This window comes from Vibrio sp. 2132-1 (genome assembly GCF_033344315.1).
In genome coordinates this window covers 1-614 of record NZ_JAWPON010000527.1, presented here as the reverse complement: position 1 = coordinate 614, position 614 = coordinate 1, and the positions used below count along the sequence as shown (strand labels likewise).

Annotated in this window: 1 protein-coding gene; it reads right to left on the bottom strand. The window is 47.6% G+C overall.

The window, feature by feature from the left end; genetic code table 11:
• The coding region (locus R8N47_RS26450; RefSeq protein WP_318186262.1) for a 2-oxo acid dehydrogenase subunit E2 at positions 1-614 on the bottom strand (614 nt) is incomplete at both ends.

Genomic DNA, 614 nt, shown 5'->3' with positions numbered 1-614 from the left:
CATCACCATCGATTGATGCATTTACTTCTGGGTAACGTTTTAGTGCTTCTGTCACTGCTTTCACATAGAAAGACATGAAGCCAAGACGAATACCGTGACGCTCTTCGAACTGGTCTTTGTATTGCTTACGAAGATCCATGATTGGCTTCATGTTCACTTCGTTAAACGTCGTTAGCATTGCGGTGCTGTTTTTTGCTTCCAACAGGCGGTTTGCAACCGTCTTACGTAAGCGAGTCATTGGCACACGCTTCTCACTACGAGCGGTTGTTGGTGCTTCAACTGCTGGAGCATCAGCTTTTGGAGCCGCTTTAGCGTTTGCTAGATGCGCTTCGATATCTTCACGAGTAATACGACCGCCAACACCAGTACCTTTAACTTGGTGTGCTTCTAGACCATGTTCCGCAAGTAGACGACGAACGGCAGGGCTAAGTGCATCATTGCTTTCTTCAGTCAGTGTCGCTTTGTGACGCTTATCTGGGGAAGCTTCTGTTGCTTCTGTTTTGTCTGCGGTTGGCTCGCCCGCAACAGCGCCGGCTTTCAATTTAGCAAGAAGTTGCTTTGAAAGTACTGTTGCACCTTCTACTTCAAGAATGGCTTCTAAAACGCCGGCTTCT